Annotated in this window: 16 protein-coding genes and 1 pseudogene; 9 read left to right on the top strand and 8 right to left on the bottom strand. The window is 71.2% G+C overall.

Going from position 1 to position 21,278, the window contains the following annotated elements; translation table 11 throughout:
- Nucleotides 1–20: 20 nt before the first annotated feature.
- Nucleotides 21–1,350, bottom strand: a pseudogene (locus IPH07_29705) (sigma-54-dependent Fis family transcriptional regulator).
- A 381-nt stretch (nucleotides 1,351–1,731) separates the two neighbouring features.
- Here IPH07_29705 and IPH07_29700 point away from each other — a divergent pair.
- From IPH07_29700 to IPH07_29680, 5 genes are read left to right on the top strand one after another with little or no spacing between them, the layout of a single operon-like run.
- The gene (locus IPH07_29700; GenBank protein ID MBK6921611.1) at nucleotides 1,732–2,649 is read left to right on the top strand and encodes a DUF481 domain-containing protein; all 918 of its coding nucleotides are present in this window, start codon (nucleotides 1,732–1,734) and stop codon (nucleotides 2,647–2,649) included.
- A gap of 58 nt (nucleotides 2,650–2,707) precedes the next feature.
- Complete coding sequence (locus tag IPH07_29695) at nucleotides 2,708–4,492, top strand: PAS domain-containing sensor histidine kinase (protein ID MBK6921610.1); 1,785 nt, start codon at nucleotides 2,708–2,710, stop codon at nucleotides 4,490–4,492.
- On the top strand, nucleotides 4,489–6,264 hold the full coding sequence (locus tag IPH07_29690; protein ID MBK6921609.1) for an adenylate/guanylate cyclase domain-containing protein: 1,776 nt from the start codon (nucleotides 4,489–4,491) through the stop codon (nucleotides 6,262–6,264). Before IPH07_29695 ends, IPH07_29690 begins: the two co-directional genes overlap by 4 nt.
- A complete protein-coding gene (locus IPH07_29685; GenBank protein MBK6921608.1) occupies nucleotides 6,261–7,583 on the top strand; it encodes a serine/threonine protein kinase in 1,323 nt (440 codons plus the stop codon). The genes IPH07_29690 and IPH07_29685 overlap by 4 nt, the downstream gene beginning before the upstream one ends.
- A gap of 2 nt (nucleotides 7,584–7,585) precedes the next feature.
- A complete protein-coding gene (locus tag IPH07_29680) occupies nucleotides 7,586–10,447 on the top strand; it encodes an OmpA family protein (protein MBK6921607.1) in 2,862 nt (953 codons plus the stop codon).
- Nucleotides 10,448–10,467: 20 nt separating this feature from the next.
- Here the strand turns inward: IPH07_29680 and IPH07_29675 are convergent, their stop codons facing one another.
- On the bottom strand, nucleotides 10,468–11,928 hold the full coding sequence (locus IPH07_29675) for a protein kinase (protein ID MBK6921606.1): 1,461 nt from the start codon (nucleotides 11,926–11,928) through the stop codon (nucleotides 10,468–10,470).
- Between the two features lie 90 nt (nucleotides 11,929–12,018).
- Between IPH07_29675 and IPH07_29670 the strand changes: the two genes are divergently transcribed.
- The 3 genes from IPH07_29670 to IPH07_29660 all read left to right on the top strand — a co-directional run bounded on the left by IPH07_29670 (nucleotide 12,019) and on the right by IPH07_29660 (nucleotide 14,263).
- Nucleotides 12,019–12,633, top strand: a complete 615-nt coding sequence (locus tag IPH07_29670; GenBank protein MBK6921605.1) for a sigma-70 family RNA polymerase sigma factor — start codon at nucleotides 12,019–12,021, stop codon at nucleotides 12,631–12,633.
- A gap of 107 nt (nucleotides 12,634–12,740) precedes the next feature.
- Nucleotides 12,741–13,751 (top strand): hypothetical protein, encoded by a 1,011-nt coding sequence (locus IPH07_29665; protein MBK6921604.1) that lies wholly within the window; start codon nucleotides 12,741–12,743, stop codon nucleotides 13,749–13,751.
- Nucleotides 13,752–13,804: 53 nt separating this feature from the next.
- Nucleotides 13,805–14,263, top strand: a complete 459-nt coding sequence (locus IPH07_29660; protein MBK6921603.1) for a hypothetical protein — start codon at nucleotides 13,805–13,807, stop codon at nucleotides 14,261–14,263.
- 18 nt (nucleotides 14,264–14,281) lie between these two features.
- On the opposite strand, the gene IPH07_29655 is transcribed toward IPH07_29660, so the two are convergent.
- The 6 genes from IPH07_29655 to IPH07_29630 all read right to left on the bottom strand — a co-directional run bounded on the left by IPH07_29655 (nucleotide 14,282) and on the right by IPH07_29630 (nucleotide 20,294).
- Entirely contained in the window at nucleotides 14,282–14,923 is a 642-nt protein-coding gene (locus IPH07_29655) for a response regulator transcription factor (protein ID MBK6921602.1), read from the bottom strand.
- Nucleotides 14,920–16,035 carry a sensor histidine kinase gene (locus tag IPH07_29650; protein ID MBK6921601.1) on the bottom strand — a complete coding sequence of 372 codons (1,116 nt, stop codon included), beginning with the start codon at nucleotides 16,033–16,035 and terminating at the stop codon, nucleotides 14,920–14,922. Before IPH07_29650 ends, IPH07_29655 begins: the two co-directional genes overlap by 4 nt.
- Nucleotides 16,032–16,733 carry a hypothetical protein gene (locus IPH07_29645; GenBank protein ID MBK6921600.1) on the bottom strand — a complete coding sequence of 234 codons (702 nt, stop codon included), beginning with the start codon at nucleotides 16,731–16,733 and terminating at the stop codon, nucleotides 16,032–16,034. Before IPH07_29645 ends, IPH07_29650 begins: the two co-directional genes overlap by 4 nt.
- Entirely contained in the window at nucleotides 16,730–17,701 is a 972-nt protein-coding gene (locus IPH07_29640) for an alpha/beta hydrolase (GenBank protein ID MBK6921599.1), read from the bottom strand. The genes IPH07_29645 and IPH07_29640 overlap by 4 nt, the downstream gene beginning before the upstream one ends.
- 80 nt (nucleotides 17,702–17,781) lie before the next feature.
- Entirely contained in the window at nucleotides 17,782–18,891 is a 1,110-nt protein-coding gene (locus tag IPH07_29635; GenBank protein MBK6921598.1) for an alpha/beta fold hydrolase, read from the bottom strand.
- 77 nt (nucleotides 18,892–18,968) lie between these two features.
- On the bottom strand, nucleotides 18,969–20,294 hold the full coding sequence (locus IPH07_29630; GenBank protein MBK6921597.1) for a hypothetical protein: 1,326 nt from the start codon (nucleotides 20,292–20,294) through the stop codon (nucleotides 18,969–18,971).
- 332 nt (nucleotides 20,295–20,626) lie between these two features.
- On the opposite strand from IPH07_29630, the gene IPH07_29625 reads away from it, so the two are divergent.
- On the top strand, nucleotides 20,627–21,259 hold the full coding sequence (locus IPH07_29625) for a sigma-70 family RNA polymerase sigma factor (protein ID MBK6921596.1): 633 nt from the start codon (nucleotides 20,627–20,629) through the stop codon (nucleotides 21,257–21,259).
- Nucleotides 21,260–21,278: the final 19 nt, after the last annotated feature.

Below are 21,278 nucleotides of genomic sequence, written 5' to 3'. Positions count from 1 at the left end.
GTGCAGGCCGCGGGCCAGCGTCAGGCGCCATCGCCGGCGGCGCGATAGCGTTCGAGCTTGCGGTAGAGCGTCTTGCGATCGAGACCGAGGATCTTGGACGCCAGGGTCTTGTTGCCCCCGACGGCCTCGACCACCCGCGCGATGTAGCGACGCTCGACCTCCTCGAGCGGGACCAGCGTCGCGGGGTCGGCCGCGATCACCACATGATTGCGGTGATGGGTGCGGATGCGTTCAGGCAGGTCCGCGAGGTCGATCTCCTCGCCACGCACGAGCGCCACCGCGCGCTCGATGCTGTTGCGGAGCTCGCGGACGTTGCCGGGCCAGTCGTAGTCGCACATGCGCTGGGCAGCGAGCGCCCGTGAGACCGTTCACCGTCTTGGCGTTCGCGGTCGCGAAGCGCGAGATGAACTGCTGCGCGAGCACCAGCACGTCGGTGCCGCGGTTGCGCAGCGGCGGCAGCTGCACGCCGATCACGTTGACGCGGAAGAACAGGTCCTCGCGGAAGCGACCCTCTTCGACCGCGGCTTCGAGGTCGCGGTTGGAGGCCGCGATCACACGCACGTCGAACGCGACCTCCTTGTTGGCGCCGACCGGACGGACGCAGCGCTCCTCGAGCGCGCGCAGCAGCTTGGGCTGCATGGCCAGCGGGATCTCACCGATCTCGTCGAGGAAGAGCGTACCGCCGTGGGCCTGCACGAACAGGCCCACGCGGTCGTTGCGGGCGTCCGTGAAGGCGCCGCGGGTGTGACCGAAGAGCTCGCTCTCGAGCAGCTGTTCGGGGACCGCGGAGCAGTTCACCGCCACGAAGGGTCCCTCCCGTCGGGGGCCGTGGTCGTGGAGCGCTCGGGCCGCGAGCTCCTTGCCGCTGCCGCTCTCACCGGTGATGAGCACCGACGCATCGGTTGCTGCGGTGCGCGCCAGCAGGTCGTAGACCTTGCGCATCGCCGAGCTCGTGCCCGACAGGCCACCGAAGCCGGTGGTCGGTGCGACCAGCTCGCGCAGCCGGGCCGCTTCGTCGCGGATGCGGCACTCCCGGACGATTCGGGTGACCCGCAGGCCCACGCCCTCGACGGAGAGGGGCTTTTCGATGTAGTCGTAGGCGCCCGCGCGGATGGCTTCGATCGCCGATCGCATGCTCGCAAAGGCGGTCATCACGATGACCGTCAGCTCCGGGCGTTCCGCCGCCAGCTTGGCGCAGAACTCGAGGCCGCTCATGCCCGGTAGGTTGAGGTCGGCGAGCACGACGTCGTACTCGACCTCGATCAGTGCAGCGAGGCCAGCCTCCGCGTTCTGTCGCGCGTCGACGGTGAAGCCCTGCGCGGCCAGGCCCGCGACGAGCAACGAACACAGGTCCGCATCGTCATCGACGACGAGGACACGACCGGACCAAGACTGCGAACTTTCCACGCGTGTACCCAAAGCCGTTGACGAGAAACCTTGCCTCGTCGACCGAAGGTATACTAATCGTCGGCTCGTGGCCGCCAGCGAGGGCAGGACGTGTGTTCGACCCACTTCGCGTCCGAGGATGCCTCGTCGAGCTCGGGGCAAATTGCCCCAAGGAAGCAACGCTGTGTTTCGATCGCGGCGATCGATCGCCGCGCCGCTTGGCCTGTCGCGTGCACATCGTCGCGCGACCAACGATCACTGGGGACAGGCTGCGCGTCCGGTCCCGCCGTCGTGGGGTGAAGCCACGACGGTTCCGTCGGCGCAACCGTCACGAGAGGAACGTCCATGAGCACCCTAGTCCTTGCCGCTGCACTCGCGGTCTCCTACGCCAACGTCGTTACCGCCGAAGAACCGGCCGTGCCCGCGGGTACAGTCACGAAGGATCCGGCAAGCTCGGGCAGCACCGACCTCGGCGGCTCGGGCCAGTTCGGGGCCCCGACCGCGAAGCCGGCCGAGTCGACCGACGCGACCGAGCTCAACCTCAACTTCGGCGGCATCTTCAACACCGGTAACTCGCGCTCGCTGGCGGTGACCGGACTCGGCAAGTTCCTGCTGCGCCGCAAGATCCACCAGTTCACCGCGGCCGCGGCCGGCAACTACGGCCGCGCTGCGCTGGCCGTCCGCGACGACCCGGCCACCGAGGGCGTCAACGAAGGCGACATCAAGCAGACCGTCGGCAACGTGCAGGGGCAGGTCCGTTACGACGTGTTCTTCCACCCGCGCTTCTCGGCGTTCCTGATGTCGACGGCGCGCTACGACAAGTTCCAGGGCCTGGATCTGCGTCTCAACGTCGACCCCGGCATCGCGATGTACGCGTTGGCCGAGGAGAAGCACAAGCTGTGGTTCGAGGTCGGCTACGACTTCCAGTTCGATCTCCGCAGCGAAGACGGCCGCGACACCTCCGAGGCGCTCACCGGCACGCGCCCGCCCAAGACGCTGGTCAACCACGCCGCGCGCTTGTTCGCCGGCTATACCAACAATCTCAGCAAGTACGTCACGTTCGACACCGGCTTCGAGTACTTGCAGAGCTTCCTGGTCGCCAAGCGCTTTCGTATGAACTGGGTGAACGCGCTGACGGTCGCGCTGTCGGACCGCTTCACGCTCGCGACCACCTTCACGCTGCGCTACGAGAACCAGCCGCTGCCGGGCGTTCGCAACCTCGACACCATCACCTCGCTGCTGCTCGGTGTACGCTTGATCTGACGTCCCACTCGTCCGCACGGGGCGACCCGTCGAGGACCCGACGCGAGCCGCCCCTTCGATGATCGACCCGCAGACGCTACCGTCCGTGCTCGACGCCCTGCCGATGGCGGTGGGGATCGTCGACGCCGATGGGCGGCTCGTCCACGCCAACGCGGGCTGGCGCGTCGGGGCCGGCGTCCACCCGTGGGTCGGCCTCGCCCAGGGCGACTACGAGGCGGCGTTGCGCGCCGACGAGAGTCGCGTGCACGACGAGGCGCGTGCCGTGGCCGATGCCATCGCCCGCGCCCGAGCCGACGCCGGCATCGCGACCTGGCGCATCGAGTACGCGTTCGGCGAGGCGCGGTCGCTGCGTCACTGGACCACGACCGTGCGCCGGGTCGAGCACGGCTGCGTGTTGGTCACCCACGAAGACGTCACGCACCCGCGCAGCACCGAGGCTGCGTTCAAGCGCAGCCAGGCGCGGCTGCGCACGATCCTCACCGGCGCGCCGCTGGTGTTGTTCTCGCTCGACGCCCGCGGCGTCTTCACCCTCGTCGAAGGCATGGGCGCCGGCGGTGGTGGCTTCGCGGGTCCCGAGCAGGTCGGCAGCTCGATCTTCACCAGCTACGCCCACATGCCGGCGCTGCTCGAGATCGTGGATGCGGCGCTGCGGGGCGACATCGGCGTCACCACCGTGCAGATCGGGCGGCTCGCCTTCGAGGTGCGGTGTTCGCCGCTGCTCGGGTCCAGCGACGAGATCGACGGCGTGGTCGGGGTCGCGACCGACGTCAGCGAACGCGTTCGGGTCCAGCGCATGAAGGACGAGTTCCTGTCGATCGTCAGCCACGAGCTGCGCACGCCCTTGACCTCGATCCGCGGCTCGCTGGGCCTGCTCGAGGGTGGGGTCGTGGGGGCGCTGCCCGAGCGTGCCCACGAGCTGGTCCAGATCGCGCGCATCAACACCGATCGTCTGGTGCGGCTCATCAGCGACATGCTCGATCTCGACAAGATGGAGGAGGGCCTGCTCGAGCTGCAGCGACAGTCCTTGGCGCTGCGCGAGGTGATCGAAGCCTCGATGCACGAGATGGCGGGGCTCGCCGCGCACATCGGTGTCACGCTGGACCACGGCTCGGCCGATGGCATCGAGCTACAGCTGATCGCCGACCGCGACCGCCTGGTGCAGGTGCTGGTCAACCTGCTGTCGAACGCCATCAAGTTCTCGCCGACGCGCGGCACGGTGAAGATCGCGATGATGCAGCGCAGCGCGTTCGCCCGCGTCGAGGTCACCGACCAGGGGCCCGGCATCGCGGCCGAGGATCAACCGCGACTGTTCCAGAAGTTCTCGCAGCTCGACGCCTCCGACAGCCGCGCGCGCGGGGGCTCGGGGCTCGGGCTGGTCATCTGCAAGCGCATCATCGAGGCCTCCGGCGGTCGCATCGGGGTGATCAGCACGCCCGGACGCGGCTCGCGGTTCTGGTTCGAGCTGCCGTTGCCAGTCGCGGTCGCGGTTGCGCCGTCATCGATGGTCCATGCGACCTACGGCGAGACCGAGGCGATCGCGCCGGTGGGTGTCGCGGCGAGCCATGGCGGCGATCGCATCGCCGAGCTGCTGCGATGCCTCGCCGAGGCCGCCGCCGACGGCCGACGCGATCCACTGTCCGACGCCCACGCCGCGGCGACGATCGCCGCTGCCACGCTCGCCGAGGGGCCGCTGCGCACGGCGCTGATGGGCTGCGTCCAGGCCATCGACGGCGTGCTCTCTGGGACCGCGGAGCAACGGGCCGAGCGCGCGGCGCAGCTCCGAGCGACGATCCTCGCTGCGGTCGCCGAGACTGCGCCACCCGCGAGCGGCGGCACCCGGTGAACGCGCGCACCGAGGTGGCCCCGCGGCCGCGGGTGCGGTTCCCGCTCAGCCTCAAGCTGACAATCTTCGCCGGCGCGCTCCTGATCGCGAGCATCGTCGGCGTCGGGCTGGCCGCGATGGCGCTGACCAGCGACACCGTGCAGACCTCGCAGCGCGAGCTGCAGATCGCGGTGTTGCAGGACGTCGCCCACGCCATCACGGCCGAGTTCACCCACGCGCAGGACGATCTCGAGGTGGTTGGTCGCACCCTGACCGACGGCACCATGGACGAGGATGCTCGCATCGACACGGCGGTGCACGTGGTCGAGAGCAGCGAGGCGCTCGATCACGTCGCGGTCTACGCCGCGGATGGCTCGCTCATCACGCCGATCCTCGAGCGCACGGCGGCGGAGCTGGGGCCGCCGCACGAGCTCGACGCGGGGCTGCGCGAGGTGGCCGCGCGGGAGAACCTCGCGGTCGGTGAGGTCGTCGCGACCGCGCTCGGCCCACGTGTGCCCGTGGTGGTACCGCTGCGCGCGCAGGAGCGCGTGACCGGCTTTGCGGCGACGTGGCTGTCGACCGCGGCGATCGACGATCGCGTGGAGTCGCTCGCCGACACCCACTTCACCGACGTCCCCGGCGGCGTGTTCGTGGTCGATGCGCGCCGCCGCGTGCTCGCGCACCCCGATCGCGAGCTGGTCGACAGCCTCGCCACGCTGCCGGCTACCGGCATCCTCGACGGCTTCGAGCGCATCGAGCTACCGTCACGGTTCTCCCGCGCGAGCGAGTTCACCACCGACGACGGCGTCGAGATGGTCGGCACCGTCGTCGCGCTGGCGGATCGCCCGTGGGCGGTCGCGGCCCAGACCACGCGCGAGCTCGCCTACGCGCCGGTCGAGCGCATGCGCAACATCGTGCTCATCACGATCGCTGTCGCGATCGTGCTGGCGATCGGCGCCAGCGTGGTGCTGTCGCGGCGGGTGACCTCGCCGCTCGAGCAGCTGTCCGCCTACGCCGGCGCCATCGCGCGGCGGGAGTTCGACAGCCGCATCGACATCCAGACCCAGGACGAGGTCGCGCTGCTGGCCCGCGCCATGACCCGCGCCGCCGATGACCTGCGTGTCGGCGAGCAGCGGCTGCAGGCCGAGCACGCCATCCGGGCCGACCTCGGTCGCTACCTGCCGGCCGAGCTGGTCGACAAGGTCGTGCGCCGCGAGCAGGACATGGCGCTCGGCGGGCAGCGGGTGCCGCTGACGGTGATGTTCGCGGACGTGGTCGCGTTCACGCCGCTGACCGAGAAGCTGCCGCCGGAGCAGGTCGTGCAGCTGCTCAACGAGCTGTTCACGATCATCACCGAAATCGTGTTCCGCCACGGTGGCACCATCGACAAGTTCGTCGGTGACTGCGTGATGGCGCTGTGGGGCGCACCCACGGCGCTGCCCGACCACGCCGCGCGGGCGGCCGCGGCAGCCGAGGAGATCCTCTCGTGGCTCGAGGCCGGCAACGCCGGGTGGCAGCGCAGCCACGGCGTACAGATCCAGATCGCCATCGGCATCAACTCCGGCGAGGCGGTGGTCGGCAACATCGGTAGCGAACGTCGCATGGAGTACACCGCCATCGGCGATGTGGTGAACGTCGCCGCGCGCCTCGAGGCGATCGCACGGCCGCAGCAGGTGCTGGTGACGGCCGAGACCCGCCGACTGGCGGGCGATCGATTCCGCTTCGTCGAGCTGGGCCCGCGTCCGATCGCAGGGCGAGCCGAGCCGCTGGTACTCTACGAGCTGGTGCCTTGAGCCGCCGCCCCGACAACCTGCCCGCCGGTACGATCGTCGGCGACCGCTACCGCGTCGAGGCTCCGCTGGGCGAGGGCGGGATGGGTCGCGTCTACCAGGCGACCCAGCTCAACCTCGGTCGTAGAGTCGCGCTCAAGGTGCTGCTGCCCGGCATCTTCGAGAGCAGCAGCGGCGTCGACCGCTTCATGCGCGAGGCCCGGGTCGCGGCGGTGCTCCACCACCCCTGCGCAGTCGAGATCTACGACGTCGGCGTCGACGAGAACCTGGTGTTCATCGCAATGGAGCTGCTGAGCGGCGCGGTGCTACGCAGCCTCATGGCCGAGGGCGTGCCGATGCCGCTCGGCGACGCAGTCGAGCTCGCGGCCCAGCTCGCCGACCTGTTGGTCGCCACCCACGCCATCTCGCTGGTCCACCGCGATCTCAAGCCCGAGAACATCTTCGTCGAGCCGCCGCTGCGCGCACGGGTGGTGGACTTCGGGCTCGCGTTCATCGACGGCGGTGCGGAGCTCGGTCGCATGACGCGGGAGGGGCTGGTGGTCGGGACACCGGCCTATCTCGCGCCCGAGCAGGCACAGGGCCTGCACGTGGGCCCGCCGGCAGACATCTACGCCTTCGGCTGCGTGCTCTACGAGCTCGTCACCGGCGTGCCACCGTTCCGAGGCAGTCAGGTCAACGTGCTCACGCAACACCTCTACGTCGCACCCACGCGCCCACGCGAGCGCGCGCCCGAGGTCGGCATCCCCGGCGAGCTCGACGAACTCGTGGTGCAGATGATGGCCAAGCGCGAGGCCGATCGCCCCGTTGCGTCGGATGTCCTCGCCCAGCTGTCGCTGGTGCGACGGACGCTGACGGGCGAGCGCCACCGCGGGCGCGATGCGCTGCCGTTGCAGGGGCGTGCGGCGCGGATGGTCTCGGTCAAGCCGGTGCAGCAGACGCTGACCGACGGCGAGCTGCCGCTGACGATCGAGCTCCCGCGCGACGGGGTGCGGCTCGCGATCGTCGGGCGGCTGACCCACGAGGAGACGCTGTCGCTGGCGAGCAACGGCATCGAGCCCATCGCGCTCGACGACGGTGTCGATCCCCGGGCGGAGCTGATCGATGTCGTGCTCGCCATCGGGCAACCGCCCGAGCGACTCGCGCGTCTCACCGCCACCGGCGTGCCGGTGGTCGCGACAACCCTGGCCGGCGAGGTCGATCAGCTGGCGACGCTGCTGCGGCTCGGCGTGCGCGAGGTGCTCGTGCTGCCGATTCGCATCGACGATCTCGCGCGCAAGGTCCGGCGGCTGTTCGATCGCGCCGGTCGGGAGCAACGAAGCTGATCATGTGGTCGTCATCCATCCCCAGCATCGTCCAAGTGGCGCTCGCGACCGCGCCGGCGCCCGAGGCCGGCACCGTCGAGACGTTCCAGTACACCGTGGTCGACGGCGACACCTGTGCCGCGATCGCCAAGCGCTTCTACGGCGACGCGAAGCGCTACGACATCATCCACCAGTACAACCCCGGCATGGGCCCCACGCCGCATCACCTCGAGGCGGGGCGCATGTTGTTGCTGCCGCGGGTCGCGACCGCCCAGGGCTCCGGCCCCGACGCCGAGGTCACCGGCACGCGCCGCAGCGTCGAGGCCAAGGCCGCCAACGCCGACGCGTGGGACGCCGCCGCCATCGGCCTCGATCTCTTCCGTGGCTGGCGTGTGAACACGCTGGCGCGCGCGTGGGCCGAGCTGACCTTCCGCGACACCTCGGTGCTCGAGCTGCGCGAGAACACCTTGGTCATCATCTTCGGCGCCAGTCAGAACACCGCGCGTCGGATGACGACCTCGGCGACGCTCGATCGCGGGGCCTTGCGATCGCGCCTGGGCGAGCTCGCCGGTGGCGCGACGCTGAAGGTCGAGAGCCCGAGCGCGCAGACCGAGTTGGTCGGCGGCAAGGCACTGGTCACCGTCGACGACGGCGGTACCTCGCGGGTGGCCAACCACGGCACCGGTCGCGCGACGGTGCGGGGGCGCGGCCCGTCGAAGCTCGAGGTCAAGGTCGCCAGTCGCATGGGCTCGAAGGTCGAGCCGCGCAAGGCCCCGAGCAAGCCCAAGCCGCTGCCGCCGCCGCCGGCGTGGGCCGCCGATCAGTTCAGCGGATTCGTCTCGATCGGTGCCCGCGGTGCCAGTGTGGTGGCGGCGTGGCAGCCCGAGCCCAAGGCCGCATCGTACCGCATCGAGTTGGCGCGCAAGCCCGACGGTCGCGACGTGGTCGCCGACGCGATCGCGCCGCGCGAGGTCTCGCGCGTCGAGCTGCACGGCCTGCCGCCCGGCGACTACTGGCTGTCGGTGGCGTCGATCGACGATGATGCGTTCGAGGGCGTCCCCAACGACGCGCACGCCGTACACGTCACCACTGCGACGTTGACCTTGCCCGATGGCACCGTGTTCGCGCCGGCGGCTGCGGTCGACGACGCCCTGCCACCGCCGCTGCGCGTGCCGGCCGGCACCGTGATCTCCGGCGCGCAGGGCTCGACCTGCATCGCGCCCGACGGCAGCGCGACCGAGGTGCTCGCGACTGCCGGCGCCGCGGCCGTGCGCTGCAACGACGCCGCGCCGCTGTCGATCGAAGTGGTGCCGTGGGCGGTGGTCGCCGAGGGCGGTGACGCGAGCGGCAGCGTGTCGGTGCAGCGCGGCGCCGAGGTCGAGCTGACACTGACGCTGAGCTCGGGTGAGTTCGTGCCGTCGACGATCGACGCCGCGACCTCGGCAGGTCATCACGCCGACACGCCGGTGCGCGATGCGTCGGGGCACTGGCACGTGCGCGTGCGGGCCGATCGCGATGCCGCCGACGGTACGCTCACGCTGACCACCGGCGCAGCGCCGCACACGATCGAGATCGGGCGCGTGTCGCTGCTGGCCCATGATGGCCCGATCGCGGTCGCACCTTCGCCCGCGCGTGGACGACTGCGGTGGATCGAGCGCTGGGCCCCCGAGCGCGGCCAGTGGGAGCTCGGCGTGTGGGGTGGCGTGATGGTGCCGTCGGGCAGCCTCGAGCTGTTCGAGGCCGACATCGACCTGCCGAACCAAGGCTGGTCGCGCCTGCGCAAGCCAGCCGCGGATCTCGGGCTACGCGCGGGCTACTTCCCGCTGCGCGTGCTGGGTGTCGAGATCGAAGGTGGGGCGATGCCGGCGCGGACCGTGGGCGATCGCGCAGCCACGCTCTACGGCGTGCGCGGTCATGTGATGGTGCGGCTGGGCTTCTCGAGCGTGGTGCCGTTCGTGCTCGCGGGTGCTGGCGCGTTCGGGGTCTCGAGCCGGCGCTCGGCGCTGGGCAAGGACATCGACGCGGCGCTGCACTTCGGTGCCGGCATCGAGGTGTTCATGCACCGCTACGTCGCGCTGCGGCTCGACGTTCGCGACGTCGTCACCGCCAAGCGCGGCGTCGACAGGGGCGTCACGGGCACGCTCGAGGCGCTGCTCGGCGTGTCCGTCACACTCGGTCGCAAGCGCACCGCGCCGCCGGTACGAGGCGACGCTTCGCCGCGTGTCGGCCCCGGCGCGGGTGACGAGGTGCGCGACGCCGCTGCACGACCCGGGTGTCGGCCGGGGCAGCAGGGCTGCCACGGCGGCACCGTGCTGATCGATGGTGGGTCGACGCCTCCGGTCGTAGCTCCGACGCCCGCGAGCGCGCCGCCGGTGGGCGAGCCCGCGTCGAGCGAGCCCGCGTCGAGCGAGCCCGCACCCAGCGATCGCGACGGCGATGGCATCGTCGATGGCGACGATCGCTGCGTCGAGCAGCCGGAGACCCGCAACGGCTTCGAGGACGCAGACGGCTGCCCCGACGCGGTGCCGAGCGAGCTCGCGGCGTTCACTGGCACGCTCGAGGGCATCGCCTTCGATCTCGATCGCGACACCATCACGCCCGCCTCGAAGCCGGTGCTCGAACGCGCGGCGGCGCTGCTGGAGAAGTTCCCCGGCGCGAAGGTCGAGATCTCGGGACACACGGATGCGACCGGCTCGCGTGAGCACAACCTCGATCTCTCGCGGCGGCGCGCCGAAGCGGTCGCGAAGTGGCTGGCCGACGCGGGCATCGACGCCGCACGGATGACGACGCGGGGCGCGGGGCCCGACGAGCCGATCGCGGAGAACCGCACCGCCAAGGGCCGCGCGAAGAACCGTCGCATCGAGTTCCACCTGGCACCGCCGTAGCGGCGGCGCCCGTGCTCGCGCTACAGCGCGTCGAAGGGATCGCGGATGCCATCGACGAGCGTGGGCTTGGGCGCCGGCGCGGCGGTGGGCTCGGACGCGGACGGTATCGCCGTCGATTGGGGAGCCGGCGCGACGGTGGGCCGTCGCGCGCCGGCCCGTGTGCGACGCGGCGGGGGCGTTGACTCGATGGCGCCGCGCGTCACGTCGGACGACGGTGTGCTCGCCGCCGGCTGTGGTGATGGTGGTGAGCGCGGCGCAGTCGCGGGCGCGATCGATCGATGGGGTGTGATCGCGGCCTCGAGCGCGGGCGCGGTCGCGGGGGCCGGGGCGGCATCGTCGTCGGTCACGGCCGGTGCGGGGCGCTGCGTGAGCAGGGCCCCGAGCGCACCGACACCGAAGCCGAGCGTGAGCACGACCGCGATCGCGATCGCAGTTCGCCGCCGCGGCGCGGTGCTGGCCGCGGGCACGGCTGCGGATCCGTCGGCAGGCCCATCGGCGGGTACGGTCACGTCACGACGCAGGTGAGCGTCGACGAGGCCGCGTAGCGCGCTTGCGAACGTCGAGAGATCATCGAAGCGCTGCTCGGGCGTCTTCGCCAGCAGTTGCTCGAGCAGCTGCGCCGCCGCGGCGGGCAGCGTCGGCACCATCGCACGCAGCGACGGCGGCGCGCGCTCGAGGTGTGCCTTGGGCAGCTCGCTGCGCGGGAGCTCGGCGAAGGGCACCTCTGCGGTGAGCAGCTCGAACGCAATGCATCCGAGTGCGTAGGCATCGGCGCGACCATCGAGTGCCTCACCGCGAATCTGCTCGGGTGCCATGTAGCCGGGCGTGCCCATGCGCATGTCACCGGCGGTCAGGGTGCCATCGAACTCGGCCGCGGGCAGCGGCTTGCACAGCCCGAAGTCGAGCAGCTTGCAGTGATCGAGGCCGCCCTCGCGCGCCACGAGGAACACGTTGGCGGGCTTGAGGTCGCGGTGGACGATGCCGGCGCGATGGGCTGCCGCGAGCGCTTCGGCCAGCTGCACGAGGATGCCCGCGACCCGCGGCCACGGCAGCGGCGCGTGCCGAGCGATCTCGACGGCGAGCGAGTGCCCCTGCAGCAGCTCCATCACGAGATAGGGGCCGGCCTCGGGATCGATCCCGAAGTCGTCGACCCGCACGATGTGATCGTGGCGCAGGGCCGAGGCCGCCCGGGCCTCGCGCAGCAATCGACCACCGCCGTCGCCGTGGCGACCACGCAGCAGCTTGAGCGCCACACGCTTGCCGATCGGCAGCACCTCGGCGGCCCACACCGTGCCCATGCCGCCGCGACCGAGCTCGTGCAGCAGGCGGTAGCGCCCATCGATGCTCGGCGGCGGACGCTGCGGGGCCGCGCCACCAAGCGACGCCGCGAGCACGCGGGCCTTGATCGCGGCGCGGATCTGGGCCGGCGCTGCGGTCGGCGGCGCCGGTGCCTCCCCGGTGTCGGGTTCGTCGGCCGCCACGGCTGCGATCCTATGGTACCGCCGCGAGCAGCGACAGCCGTCTTGGGCACGCGCGCCGAGGTGGCGCGCGACGTGTAGTCTGATGCTGGCGTGGAGCGGGGGGACGACGAGTTGCTCGCGGCGTGGCGCGCGGGCGAGGCCGAGGCCGCCGAGGCGCTGTTCGAACGCCACTTCGACCCGCTCTACCGCTTCTTCCGCAACAAGGCCGACGCCGCCGCAGACGAGCTGGTGCAGCGCACGTTGCTGGCGTGCTTCGAGGGCGGCGCGGGCTTCCGCGGCGACAGCAGCTTTCGCACGTGGCTGTTCGCGATCGCCCGCAATCAGCTGCTGGTGTTCTTCGCCCAGCAGCGCCGCGCCGAGCGGATCGAGCCCGGCAACGACAGCGTGGCCGCGATTGCGGCCTCACCGTCGTCGCTGCTGCACCGCGATCACGAGCAGACACTGGTCCTGAACGCGCTTCGACGGCTGCCGATCGACCACCAGATCCTGCTCGAGCTGTTCTACTGGGAGCAGTGCAGCGGTCGCGAACTCGCCGACGTGTTGGGCGTGCCCGAGGGCACCATCCGCACACGACTCCGACGCGCACGCGAGCTGCTGGTCCAGGAGGTCGAGGCGCTGGGCGCTCGGCCGGAGCTGGTGCACTCGACCATCACCGACCTCGACGCGTGGGCGGCGGGTCTGCGTGGGCTGCGGAGGTCGCCGTGAGCCCGGACGAGGTCGCGGAGAAAAAGAACATCGCGGGGCAATCGGTCGGTGGGTGGCGATTACCACCCCGACGAGACCGGCCTGCTCGGCTCCAAGGAGTGCCCACGATGATGTCCCTCGACCTTCGCTCGCCCGTGCGGCGCCTCGGCTCCGGCCGCGTTGCCGTGTCGCCCGCCCTCACCGCGCTCGTGGCCGTCGTCGCGCTGGCGTTGCCCCCAGGGGTGCATGCCGCGGCGCGTCGCGGGCCGGCGGAGCCCGCGGAGACGCTCGCACCCGAGCCCGCCGCCGAGGTCACGCCCGAGCCTGCAGTGGCCGATGCGGCCGACCCGGCGGTCGAGCTCTCGCGAGCCCACTTCCGCCGCGGGCTCGCGGCCTACGAGGCCGGCGACTACGGTGAGGCCGTGACCCACTGGACGCAGGCCCATGCGCTGATGGCCACCGAGCCCGAGCTCAACGCCGCGCGTCACGTGCTCGAGCTGGATCTCGGCCAGGCCCACGTGCGTGCCTTCGAGCGCGATGGCGATCGCACGCACCTCGCGACCGCGCGGCCGCTACTCGAGGGCTTCGTGGCGTGGGTCGATCGGCCCCAGCACGCGCTGACGACCGCCGAGCGCGACGACCGAGCCCGCGCGATCTCGATGCTCGCTCGCATCGACATCGAAGGCGCCGCTGTCATCCCTGCGCCCACGCCGACGGCCCCCGATGCGCGCGCCAAGCCTCGCACGGCGCGGACGGACGCGCCGGCGCTCGATCGCAGGCAGGCTGGACGCATGATGATCGCCGGCGGTGTGGTGCTCGGCCTCGGCGTCGCGGCGGCGATCGGTGTGGTCGCGCTGATGCCCCGTGCGCGGAGGATCGAGAGCGACTACGAGTTGGCGAGCGAGGCGTCCGGCGGATCTGTCCCCGGGGCCGACGAGATGGCGCACCTCGAAGATCTCGGCCAACGCGGGCGCGCCGTGAACCGCGGTGTCATCGGGCTTGCGACGGTGGCCGCGGTCGGTGTGCTGGTGGGCGTTCCGTTGCTCGCCGTCGGTGGTGCGGCGCGCCGGCGCAACGCGCGGCTCGCCCCGACCGCAGGGGCGCACGAGCTCGGGGTGTCGTTCGCCATGCGGTTCTAGTCGAGGTACTAGTCGCTTCACGCACGGTTCGTGATCGGCGATCCTGACCGGGCATGGCGGCCCCGGGACGCGCGAAGTTCTACGGCGTGCTGGCCGTGGTCGCGACCTCGACGCCGCTGGCGATGCTGGTCGAGACCGGCATGCGGCGCCTGACGTTCCCGCCGGAGTTCGACGAGGTGCGACTGTGGCTGCGGCCCGCGATCACGCCGTGGACGTGGATCGCGGTGCCGCTCGGTGTGGTCGCGATCCCAGTCGCCGCGGCCGTGCAGCGGTGGCTGGTCGCGCGATCGCTCGCGAAGCTGCCGGCGGCGCGCCGCACCGAGGCCGAGCGCGTCTCCTGCGAGTACGACGCGATGTTGCTGTCGACCTCGATCACGCAGCTGCCCGGCGTGCTCGCGACGGTCGCGTTCATGTTCGGCGCTGCGTTGCCACCGGTGGCGACCGCGATGGCGATCGCGACCGTCGGGGTCATCGCGTTGGGCCTGTGGGTCGCGCGGCGGATGCCTCGCTGAGCCGCCGCCGATTCGGAATCACAGCAGCCCGAGTTCGCGCGCGCGCAGGGCCGCCTGGGTGCGATGGCTGACGCCGAGCTTGGTGAACAGACTCGTCAGATGGTTCTTGACGGTTCCCTCGCTGATGCCGAGCGTGGCCGCGATCTCCTTGTTGACCGCGCCGCGGGCGAGCAGGCGCAGGACCTCGCCCTCGCGCGGCGAGAGTGCGATGCCCTCGGGGGTCTTGCGGGCCGGCAACCGCGCGAACTCGGCGATGACCTTGCCGACCACGCGCGAGGCCAGCACGGACTCGCCGCGCGCCGCCGCACGGACCGCTTCGATCAGTCGCGGCGCCAACATGTCCTTGAGCAAGTAGCCGCTCGCGCCGGCACGCAGGGCCGCGAACAGACGGTCGTCGTCGTCGAAGGCGGTGAGTACGACCACGCGACAGCTGGGCAGATCGATACGGAGGCGGCGGGTGACCTCGACGCCATCGAACTCGGGCATCTGCAGGTCGACCAGCGCCACGTCGGGTCGCTCGATGGCGGCGCAGCGCAGCGCAGCCCGACCGTCACCGACGTCGCCGACGATCGTGAACTCGGGGACGTCGGCCAGCAACGAGCGGATGCCGCCGCGGAATACCTCGGCGTCGTCGACCAAGAGAATGCGGATCGGTGTCATGTCGCCAGTCGCAGCGTGACTTCGAACCCGCCGTCGGGGGTGGAGTTGAACCGCGCGAAACCGCCGAGCACCGCCGCTCGCGCCTCGATGCCGCGCAGGCCGTTGCTCGGCTCGATGGTCGCGACTCCGACGCCGTCGTCGACCACGGTGAGCTCGACCGCCTCGTCGAGGTATCGCAGGTCGACGCGCACGCGAGCGGCGCGCGCATGCTTGCGAATGTTCGTCAGTGCCTCCTGCAACGTGGCGTACAGCGCCCACGCAGCCTCGGCGCTCAGGCGTCGCTCCGCACCGTGGCGGAACAAATCCACGGGGATGCCGGCCTCCTCGCTCGCCTGGATCAGCTCGCTGACCGCTGCCTCGAACGATGATGGTGCGTGCTCGCGCAGGGCAGCGACAGCGCGCCGGACCTCGGCCATGCCGTCCGCGACGAGCTCACGCGCACGATCGACGCCGGCGGCGACGCGTTCGGGCGCGGCCTGCCGGTTCATCCGTGCGATCTCGAGCTGGACGATCGCCGCCGACAGATAGTGGCCGATCCCATCGTGCATCTGCTGGGCGACGCGGTGTCGCTCGACGACGGCAGAGAGCTCCGCGATCCGTTGCGCCTGGCGGGCGATCGCGTCGGCGGTCTCGCGCTCGCGCAGCAACAGACGGGAGAACTCGACCAAGAACACGCCGCTGCCGAACATCGCGATGAAGATCTGCGACAGGCCCGTCGGTTGTTCGCCGATGTACAGCGCGATGGCACACGACCACAGGGTCACGGCTGTCATCACGATGAAGGCCGCACGTAGTCCCCAGGCGAGCGCGATGATCGGGATGAGCGGCGCGAACGAGACCAGCGCCTCGCCCTGGCTGCTCGCGATGCAGGCCAAGAGCGACGCCACCGCGATCGCGTGGGATGCCGCGCGCGTCCGCGACGTCACCTTGCCGGTCGCGAGCCACAGCGCCGCGCTGTACACCACGCCGGCCACGAGCAAGGAGATGTGCGGCTGGGTGAACAAGGACTTCCCCCAGCCGGCGGCCGCCACCACCTGGCTGCCCCAACGAAACAGCGTCGACACCTCGCTGGGGCCGTCCGTGCGATCGTGGGTTGACGCTGGTTCGATCATGCGCGCGGTCGTCTCGGTGCGCGTCGTGGGCGGCCTCGGAACTCGTCGGCGCCCCAGCGAACCGCCACGCCGAGCGTGGCATACACCGGCGGGATCGCGAGATTGTACCGACCCTTGCGGTCGAACCCGGCGCGCAAGAACAGCTCGCAGCGGCCCAGCCGCACCCCCGCGCGGACCCCGGCTTCGAGCGCCCAGGCCGGCGCCCCCAGGGTGCCGCGGGTGAAGGTGAGCCCGCCGATCTCGCGCGCCCACGCGGTGGTTCGGATCGTGGTGAACACCGTGAGTCCGGCGACCAGCTCGGCTCCGATCGCGAAGCGATGGGTCGCCCAGCCCGCGGTGACTCCGACGCGCGTCGCGAGGCCGATGGCTCGAAACGCGGTGTTCTGCGTGCCGGTGAGCGACCAGCCGTGGGCGATGCGAACCATCCAACCGAGTCTCCGGTTCAGCTCGATCTCGGTGTCGACGCGTCCGCGGAGGTCGGACGCGCCTGGCCGCAGCATCGGCATCGTCAGCGCCCCGCCCAGGTTCAGCGCGCGCCCGGCGAGCGCGAAGCCGGTGGCATACGACAGCGACAGGGGCAGCAGAGCGTCGTCGTAGCCGCTGCTCAGCCCGACCGCGGTGGGGCGTCCGCGATCGCGCGTCATCGGGACGGTCGGCAGCTCCGACATCATGGCGACCAACAGGTACGTCGCGATCATCGGTCGTCCTCGATGCGTGCGAGGTAGTCGGCGATCGAGCCCGCCGCGCGGCAGCCATCGGCCCACACCACATCCGTGTGCCCGTCGCCCGTGAAGACCTCGAGTGTGGCGGCGACGAAGAATGGCAACTGCCGACGCTGCAGCGCGGCGCCGAGATCGCTGGTGGGGGTGTCGCCGGCGATCACGAGCACCTCCGTGGTGAAGCGGTCGAGGTTGCGGGTGAAGTCGTAGTCGGGCGGGTAGAAGTTGCCGAGGAACGACTGACGGATCACCGCGCCGCCGAGCCGCACGCTCGGTGCCTCTTCACGGTTGACGCGGTAGGCCTGCGCATCCTTTGCAGCCAGCAACGCGTAGAAGTCGAGCCGCGCGTGGTCGTCGAGCGTGACCAGCTCCTGCCCCCAGCCGAAGTCGTTCACCCACTCCGAGGCGGGCGTCACGATGCTGGGGGTCGGGTTGTCGTCGAGTAGCTCCTGCGTGAGCTCGCCAGGCTCGAGCAGCACGAGCCCGCGCACGCGCTCGGGGTGGCGATCGGTGTAGTCGGTCGCGAACATGCCACCCCACGAGTGACCGACGAGGATGACGCCCTCGCGCGCGGGGTCGAGCAGGTCGACCAGGCCGTCGAGGTCCTCGCGGAACACCTCCATCTCGAGCAGGTCGTCGCGGTGCCGTCGCGAAAGCCCGCAGCCGCGCTGGTCCCAGAACACCAGCGGGTGATCTTCGCCCAGCCATCGACCGTCGCAGGTCGTGTCCAGCCGACGTAGATACGACGCGTCGTTGCCGGGCCCGCCGGCGAGGAACACGATCGGGGTGCCGTCGTCGGCGCCCTCGCGCACGACATGGAACCGCGAGCCGTTCCATTCGAGCGCCGGCAAGCTGCGGTCCTCGTCCACCGTCGGCGGAACGAGATCGAAGCCCTCGGCGCAGCCGCAGAGCCACGGTACGAAGAACCATCGGGCAAGGTGAGGCACGCAAGACAGGGGTAGCCCGCGCGATCGCGGCGCACCATCCTCCGAAGGTCATGGGGCGCGACCAAGCGATCGAGGAAGCCTCAAAACCCGTCGTCGCGCAGCTCGGCCACCAACGCGGCGTAGAACTCGAGGTGCTGCCAGGGATTGCCCAGGCCGGGGCCATCGCCGAACAGCTGGCCGACCTCGTCGAGGTGATCGGCGGGGATGCAGCCGCGGAACTCGCCCCAGTGGGCATCGATCGCGCGCACCAGGCCGTCGTTGGCGATCGGATCGAGGAGGTCGGCGCTGAGGATGCCGGCCGCGATCGCGAGCGCCGGGTCGACCGGATCGCGGGCATCCTCGAACGCCGCGATGTAGTCCGGCACGTCGGCGGCCTCGCAGTCGTCGTCGACGCCGGCGAGCGACGAGCGGCCGCCGATCGAACGGTACGGCACACCCGGCGCGTCGGTGTAGGTCGCGTTGAAGGTCGCGATGCCCTCGCTGCCGAGCTGCGCCAGTGCGACCGCGACCGAGCTGTTGCCGTCGAGCTCCGACCACAACACGCCGCCGAGCAGCTGCGCGAGCTCGTCGGCCAGCGCCTGGCCGCCCGGGCCGCCGCCGTCGAGCACGAGGTCGGCGATCGGCGTGCCCAAGTGCGGCGTCGCGATGGTCGTCACCGAGGCCACGAGGTCGGGGCGCAGGTGAGCGACCACCCGTGCATCGAGGCCGCCCTGCGAGTGACCGACGAGGTTGACCTTGGCGCGTCCGGTGCTCGCGACGATGGCCTCGACGTGCTCGAGCAGCTGCATCCCGCGCACGGTCGAGTCGTTGAAAGGGTCGAGCGCGGGCGTGTAGATCTCGAGCTCACCATCGAGGGCGAGCCGCGGCACCACGCCGTTGAAGTACGTCGCGGCCTCGAGGCCGGCGAGCTCGTCGAAGCCGAAGAAGCCGTGCACCAACACGACGGGGTAGGGCGCACCGAGGGCGGGCGTGCCGAGATCGGGCGCGTCGGCGCTGCCGCTGCCGTCGCCGTCGGCAGCGGTGCTGGCCTCCGCGTGGTCGTCGTCGCCCGTGCTCGTCGTCGTGGCGGGCACGCCCGTGGAGTCCTCGACTGTGCCGCTGGTGGAGTCCCCGCCCGCCGACTCCACCGGCGAGCCCGCACACGCACCGAGGAGCGGGGCCGCGAGCACGGCGATCGAGATCCGTCGCATCGTCGGGCAGTCTGCCCGGCCGACGCGACGGCGGTCAACGGCGCCGCGCCTTCGCGGGCGGGCGCGACGACTCGAGCTCACGTGCGGCGGCGACGTCGGCTCGCCCACACGATCCACAGACCGAGCCACGGCAGCGCGTTGTCGCCCGTCGCTTGGGCCGTGCACGCGCAGCCGAGCGCGTCGTCGTTGCCGACCCCGAACGCCGGCGGGAGGGCGTCGTCACCGTCGGCCGTCGCGCCGCCGCTGCCGCCCCCGCCACCATCGGGATCGCTGCCGCCGTCGGCCGTGTCGACGCCGCCGCTGTCGCCTGCGCTGGCCGAGCCGCCGCTATCGCCCGCGCTGGCCGAGCCACCACTCGCACCGCCGAGGCCGACCTCGATCGTCACGGTGTTGCTGGTGCCGACGTTGCCGGCGAAATCGGTCGCCTCCACGTAGATGTCGTAGGTGCCCTCGGGGGTGTCGAGTGCCGGCCACGGGCCGAACGGCTCGCTGCTGTCCGAGCCCTGCGGCTGACCGTTGATGTACAGCGTGACCTCGACCACCTGCACGTCGTCGGTGACATCGACCGCGATCATGAACTCTGCACCGACGTCGTAGGTGGCGCCGTCGGTCGGACTCGTCACGGTCGCGATCGGCGACTGCGTGTCGGGCACCCCGGCGCCGAACGCCTCGAGGATCATCTGGTAGGAGTTCTGCGTGTTGCCGCCGCACGAGCACGCGCGCTCGCTGTACTCACCGCAGGGGTACGCGCCCTGCTGGTAGGCCACGTCGCCGCACCACTGCAGGTACGTCATCGGGTCGTCGCACTTGTACTCGTGGTCGAGGCCCCACGCATGCGCGGCCTCCTGCCCGATCACGATCGCGATCGCCTCGGGTTGATTGCCCATGGTCTCGGCGAAGACGTAGGTGATGGGGTTGTCGATGATGCCGCAGGCGAACGGTGCCACCCCGCCGGCGCCGGCGAAGCCGGCCTGCTCGGCCGAGCCGCACACGATGACCTCGTCGTGGGGCGAGGGCGAGGGATCGACGTCGGTGACCTGGATGTTGAACGGCGCGAACAACTCGCGACTGTTCTCCATCACCACGCCCCACGAGCCATCGCCGTAGGGGAACTCGGGGAAGGTGACCTGGCCGCTCAGGATCGACGAGTGGTTCGTGGTCGAGTCGTCGTAGCCGGGGTCGATGGTCTCGCCGCCGGTGCAGCGATTGAGGAAGAGGATGTGCGGGGGTCCGGCGTAGCTCGGGCCCTTCGGATCGACGAGCTCGACCGCCTCACTGGGGACGTAGCCGCCACGCGGTCGCTCGACGAACCCGTCAGGTGCAGCGGACGCTGCGGACGGCGAGGCGGCGAGGGCGGGAGCGAGCAGCAGGGCGAGGGACGCGAGGCGGGGGCTGGGGCGCATGTCGAGCTCTCTCGTGGTGGGGGGCCACGGACGCGATCCCAGGCGGGGGAGCGCGCGCGTTCGATGCCGACGGTGTCGCGGTCTGTTCGCGGGGCAGCGAGGACCGTTCATCGTCATCTTCGCGGCATCGCATCGGCGCGTGCAAGCGCGAACCGCTGCGCTGGTTGCCCAATTCGCTGTCGTTCGCGCGGGCCGCCTCGCGCCAGCTCGGGCGAGCCGGCGCGGTCGCGAGCCGGACGGCTGGGTTCCCACGGCCTCGTTTTCGCCCGCGTTGCCGCCCCTTGGGATCCGGCTGCGCAGCCCCGGTGATCAGCGCTACGCTTTCACCCGTCGTGAGTGACACCAACGACGAGGCCGACGGAGTCGACCGCGACCTGCTCACCCGCTGGCGGGCGGGTGACAAGGCCGCCGGCAACCAGCTCTTCGGGCGCCACTACACCGCGCTGCTCCGCTTCTTCCGCAACAAGACCGATCGCGGCATCGAGGATCTGATCCAGGAGACGATGCTCGCGTGCGTCCAGGGCCGCGATCGCCTGCGCGACGACGGCACCTTCCGCGCATACCTGTTTGGCGCCGCGCGCTTCGTGCTGTTCGGCTTCGTGCGACGCAAGCGAACCGATCTCGACGCCGACGAGATGTCGCTCGCCGCGATCGGCCCCGGCGTCAGCACCGGCTATGCCAAGCACGCCGAGCAACAGCTGCTCCTGCAGGCGCTGCGTCGGCTGCCGCTCAACGATCAGATGATCCTCGAGCTCTACTACTGGGAGGGCTTCAGCGCGCCCGAGCTCGCCGACGCCCTCGACATCCCGCTCGGCACCGTCGCCGGCCGGATCCGCCGCGGCACCGAGCGCCTGCGCACCGAGGTCGAGACCCTGGCGTCGTCGCCGGAGCTGATGACCTCGACGATCACCCACATGGGTGGTTGGCTCGAGAAGCTCGGCGGTCGCGAGGCCAAGCTCGGCTGACGACCCGCCCTTGGGCCGC

Source organism: Deltaproteobacteria bacterium (assembly GCA_016709225.1).
Classification (GTDB): Bacteria; Myxococcota_A; Polyangia; order Nannocystales; family Nannocystaceae; genus Xiheibacterium; species Xiheibacterium phototrophicum.
Note: the sequence above shows the minus strand (reverse complement) of the source record. Positions and strands in the feature narration are given on the sequence as shown.